The following is a 4445-nucleotide window of genomic DNA, read 5'->3' as shown; positions in this document are numbered from 1 at the left end:
CATATAGAAATGAAGCGTTGAGATTGCAAGATTTCCCTAGGGTGGGAGCGGTGGCGTCGTTGCGACGCAGCATCGTTTTGTAGGCCGTCTCCCGTCAGCCGCTGTCGTCCTCGTCGGGGAGGTCGTCGGCGGGGCCGGCTTCATAGAGCAGCAGGTCGCCGGGCTGGCAGTCGAGTTCGCGGCAGAGGGCCGCCAGCGTCGAGAACCGCACCGCGCGGGCCTTGCCGGTCTTCAGGATCGACAGGTTGGCGATGGTCACGCCGACGCGGTCGGCGAGTTCGGTGAGCGACATGCGACGGTCGAACAGCACGCGGTCGAGATGGACGCGAATGGGCATGTGCGCGGTGGCCTAGATGGTCAATTCGGCTTCGCGCCGCAGCCGGGCGCCTTCGCGGAACACCTCGGCCAGCACGAACACCACCAGCACGGAAAACCAGGCGGTCAGGCTGAAATTCGGCTTCACGTCCTTCACCCAGGGAACCAGCGTCGAAACGCCCCAGACCCCATAGCGGCCCACTTCCAGGGCCGCCAGCATCAGGCCGATAAGCCGCAGCCGCTGGACGTTCTGCGGATGGAACGGATCGCCGGCGGTCAGGGTCAGGAAAATCCGCCGCAGGGCGTGAACGATGGTCAGCACACCCGTGAGCGACAGGGCGAACACCAGCAGCATGCCGGCGAACAGCGGCCCGCGGCGCGCCACCACGGCGGCGTTGTTGCTGAGCATGTCGGGGAACAGGTCGGGGTTGAAGCTGAACACCAGCGCCGCCAACAGGGCCAGCCCCACGACGCCCAGAGTGATCCACAGGGCGGCGAAGACCACGTCGAGGATGATCTTCAGGAAGCTGGAGACCGACCCCGGCCCTAACGCGCGCATACCACGGTCTCCCCGATCAGCCCCGGTTGGACGCCGGCGGCGCCGCGGCCCGCCCGCGCGGCGTCCTTGCGGGACGCGGCCGGAGCGGGCTGGACGAACCGCAAGACGGCCTGAACCTAGTGGATCGAAGCGGCGGCGGCGAGCGCCAGCATCGGCGTGGCGGCCAACGCCAGCACCAGGCTGAGCGAGATGCGGTCGAAGGTCTTCATCATCGAGGCGAACATTGTGCAGTCTCCTTAGGCTTGCCGCGGTGCGGCGGATCGATGGGGCGGTGTCCCGTCCCGATGTCGACAGTCAATATGTCCGCATCGATTAGCAATCAAATGAATATCGATTAACAATGTTAAACTTTTGCAATGCAACCGGCCGGCGCGGCGCTATGGTCGCGGCCCGCCCGGACGGAGTGAACACCATGGCGCTGAAGCTGGAGCCCGGAACCCGCCTGGTGGTGGCCACCCACAATCCCGGCAAGGCCCGCGAGCTGGCGGAAATCCTCGAGCACCGCTTCGACCTGGTGACCGCTGGCGCGCTGGGCCTGGCCGAGCCGGACGAGACCGAGACCACCTTCGTCGGCAATGCGCTGCTCAAAGCGCGCGCGGCGGCGCAGGCCAGCGGCCTGGTCGCCCTGGCCGACGATTCCGGGCTCTGCGTCGCCGCGCTGGATGGCGCGCCGGGGATCTATTCGGCGCGCTGGGCGGGACCGGGCCGCGATTTCGCCGTGGCGATGGGCAAGGTCGAGGAACGGCTGGAGGAGGCCGGCGGCGCCGATTTCAGCGCCTGGTTCACCTGCGCGCTGGCCGTGGCCTGGCCGGATGGGCCGGCGGTGGTGGTCGAGGGCCGGGTGGCGGGGACGCTGACCTTCCCGCCGCGCGGCGACCGGGGCTTCGGCTACGATCCGATCTTCCTGGCCGACGGCCTGGACCAGACGTTCGGCGAGATCGAGCCTAAGCGGAAGGACGCCATGAGCCACCGGGCCCGCGCCTTCGCCAAACTCAAGGCCGCGCTCTGGTGAGCCTCGCCCCGCCGCTGGGCGCCCCAAGGCTCGGCGTCTATATCCACTGGCCCTATTGCGCGCGGATCTGCCCCTACTGCGACTTCAACGTCTTCCGGCATCGACCCGATCGCAAGGGCGATGAGCCCGCCGCCCTGGCCCGCGCCATCGTCGCCGACCTGGCCGCGCAGCGCGACCTGACCGGGCCCCGGGACCTGGTCTCGATCTTCCTGGGGGGCGGCACGCCCTCGCTGATGGACCCGGACTGGGCGGGGCAGATGATCGCCGCCTGCCGGCGCCTGTGGACCGCCGCGCCGGACCTGGAGGTGACGCTGGAGGCCAATCCCACCGACGCGGAAGCCGGGCGGTTCGCGGCCTTCGCCGACGCCGGCGTGGGCCGGCTGTCGCTGGGCGTCCAGGCGCTCGACGATGAGGCCCTGGTCCTCCTGGGTCGCAACCACGACGCCGCCGCCGCCATTCGCGCGACGCAGGCCGCCCGGCGCGCCTTCCCCCGCCTCTCCATCGACCTGATCTACGCCCGGCCCGGCCAGACGCCGGCGGCGTGGCGCGATGAACTCACCCGCGCGCTGGACCTGGGCGCGGAGCATGTCTCGCCCTACCAGCTGACCATCGAGGCGGGCACCGCCTTCGATCGCGCCGTGCGGCGCGGCGCGCTGGTTCCGCCCGACGCCGAGACAGGCGCGGCGCTCTTCGACACCACCGGGGCCGTGCTGGCGGCCGCCGGCTTCGACGCCTACGAGGTCTCCAACCACGCCCGGGGCGCGGCCGCCCGCTCGCGCCACAACCTGGTCTACTGGCAGGGCCAGGACTATCTGGGCGTCGGCCCCGGCGCCCATGGACGGATCACGCTGGAGGGCGCGCGCCAGGCGACCTGGTCCGCCGCCAGGCCCGCCGACTATCTCGCCCGCGTCGCCGACGCCGGCACGGGCGTGGCCACCCGCGAGCGCTTGAGCCCGCGCGAAGCGGCCCAGGAACGCCTGCTGAGCGGCCTGCGGATCACCGAGGGCGTGGCCATGGCCGACGTCGCGGCGCTGGCCATCCCGGCGGACCGGATCGCCCGCCTGATCGACCTGGGCCTGCTGGCCGACGACCCCCACCGCCTGCGCGCCACGCCGGCCGGGCGGCTGCTGCTGGATCGGCTGACGGTTGAGCTGGCGGTCTGAAGATAGGAATTGAAACACGGTGATGCGGGAATTACGGTGACAGATGCAATAACCCCTTAACCAGACGTGCTCGGCCCTGGTCCTGGCGGGTTAAGGGGTTATTGCAACTGTCACCGTAATTACCGTAATAAGCACCGTAGTTGGCTGGGATCACGACGCTTGCCTTCCGCCCCCTGACCGGCGAACCCTCCGGCCATGGTCAGAGGTCTTGCCCCGCCCGCCCTGGACGACGCGCCGCTGGCGCCGGGGCTCTATGTGGTGGCGACGCCGATCGGCAATCTGCGGGACATCACGCTGCGGGCGCTGGACGTGCTGAGCGCCGCCGACCTGGTGCTGGCCGAGGACACCCGGGTAGCCGGCAAGCTGCTGCAGGCCTACGGGCTTTCCGCCAGGCTGGAACGCTATGACGAGCATGCCGCCGAGCGGGGCGGAGCCAAGGCGCTGGCGGCGCTGGCGCAGGGCAAGCGGGTGGCGCTGGTCTCCGACGCCGGGACCCCGCTGGTGTCGGACCCCGGCTATCGGATCGTGCGCGAGGCCGCCGCGGCCGGCCATCCGGTGTTCCCGATCCCCGGGCCGTCCGCCCTGCTGGCGGGCCTGTCCGCCGCCGGCCTGCCTACCTACCGGTTCCTGTTCGCGGGCTTCCCGCCGCCGAAGAGCGCCGCGCGGCGCAGCTTCCTTGCGGACCTGGCGCCGATCCGCGCGACCCTGGTGTTCTTCGAGGGCGGGTCGCGGCTGGCGGCGAGCCTGGCCGACATGGCCGCGGTGCTCGGCGCCCGCGAGGCGGTGGTCTGCCGCGAACTGACCAAGCTCTATGAGACGCTCTATCGCGGGCCGCTGGCCGTGCTGGCCGCCGACCCCAGGCTCGAGGCGCCGAAGGGCGAGATCGTCATCCTGGTGGGGCCGGGCGCGGCGGCGGTCGCCAGCGCCGGCGACATCGACACCGCGCTCGCCGACGCGCTTTTGCGACTGCGTCCGGCCGAGGCCGCCGCCGAGGTGGCCGCCGCGCTGGGCCTGTCGCGCCGCGACGTCTATCGGCGCGCGATGGCGATGCGGGCTGAGCCATGAGCCAGGCCCGGCGCGCCCGCGGCGCGGCCTCGCGCCTGGCCGGGCGCCACGCCGAGGTGCTGGCGGCGATCTGGCTGATGGCCAAGGGCTATCGCATCCTGGGCTTTCGGCTGAAGACCCCGCAGGCGGAGATCGACATCCTGGCGCAGCGGCGCGGCGTGCTGGCCGTGGTCGAGGTCAAGCGGCGCGCCAGCCTGGCGCTCGCGCTGGAGACCGTCACCTACGATCAGCGCCAGCGGCTGCGGCGGGCGGGCGCCGCCCTGGCCGCGCGGCGGCCGAGCCTGGCCGCGGCGGCGGTGCGGCTCGATCTGATGGCCCTCGCGCCCGGCCG

6 protein-coding genes are annotated in these 4445 nt (G+C 71.6%); 4 read left to right on the top strand and 2 right to left on the bottom strand.

Annotation, left to right across the window (positions count from 1 at the left end; translation table 11 throughout):
* Positions 1-94: 94 nt before the first annotated feature.
* Both RMN86_RS16025 and RMN86_RS16020 read right to left on the bottom strand, forming a co-directional pair.
* Positions 95-337 (bottom strand): helix-turn-helix transcriptional regulator, encoded by a 243-nt coding sequence (locus RMN86_RS16025; RefSeq protein WP_309606858.1) that lies wholly within the window; start codon positions 335-337, stop codon positions 95-97.
* 12 nt (positions 338-349) lie between these two features.
* Positions 350-874, bottom strand: a complete 525-nt coding sequence (locus RMN86_RS16020; protein WP_309606857.1) for a DUF2975 domain-containing protein — start codon at positions 872-874, stop codon at positions 350-352.
* 412 nt (positions 875-1286) lie between these two features.
* Between RMN86_RS16020 and rdgB the strand changes: the two genes are divergently transcribed.
* The 4 genes from rdgB to RMN86_RS16000 form a co-directional block, all read left to right on the top strand.
* Positions 1287-1886, top strand: coding sequence for an RdgB/HAM1 family non-canonical purine NTP pyrophosphatase (gene rdgB, locus RMN86_RS16015; RefSeq protein ID WP_309606856.1), 600 nt, complete (start codon positions 1287-1289; stop codon positions 1884-1886).
* The gene (hemW, locus tag RMN86_RS16010) at positions 1883-3049 is read left to right on the top strand and encodes a radical SAM family heme chaperone HemW (protein ID WP_309606855.1); all 1167 of its coding nucleotides are present in this window, start codon (positions 1883-1885) and stop codon (positions 3047-3049) included. Before rdgB ends, hemW begins: the two co-directional genes overlap by 4 nt.
* Positions 3050-3244: 195 nt before the next feature.
* On the top strand, positions 3245-4114 hold the full coding sequence (rsmI, locus tag RMN86_RS16005; RefSeq protein WP_309606854.1) for a 16S rRNA (cytidine(1402)-2'-O)-methyltransferase: 870 nt from the start codon (positions 3245-3247) through the stop codon (positions 4112-4114).
* Positions 4111-4445: YraN family protein (locus RMN86_RS16000; protein WP_309606853.1), on the top strand; the 335-nt coding region annotated here is incomplete at its 3' end. The genes rsmI and RMN86_RS16000, both read left to right, overlap by 4 nt.

Source organism: Phenylobacterium sp. (assembly GCF_031360265.1).
GTDB lineage: Bacteria > Pseudomonadota > Alphaproteobacteria > Caulobacterales > Caulobacteraceae > Phenylobacterium.
The sequence above is the reverse complement of the archived record's forward strand: the minus strand, read 5'-3'. Positions and strand labels throughout refer to the sequence as shown.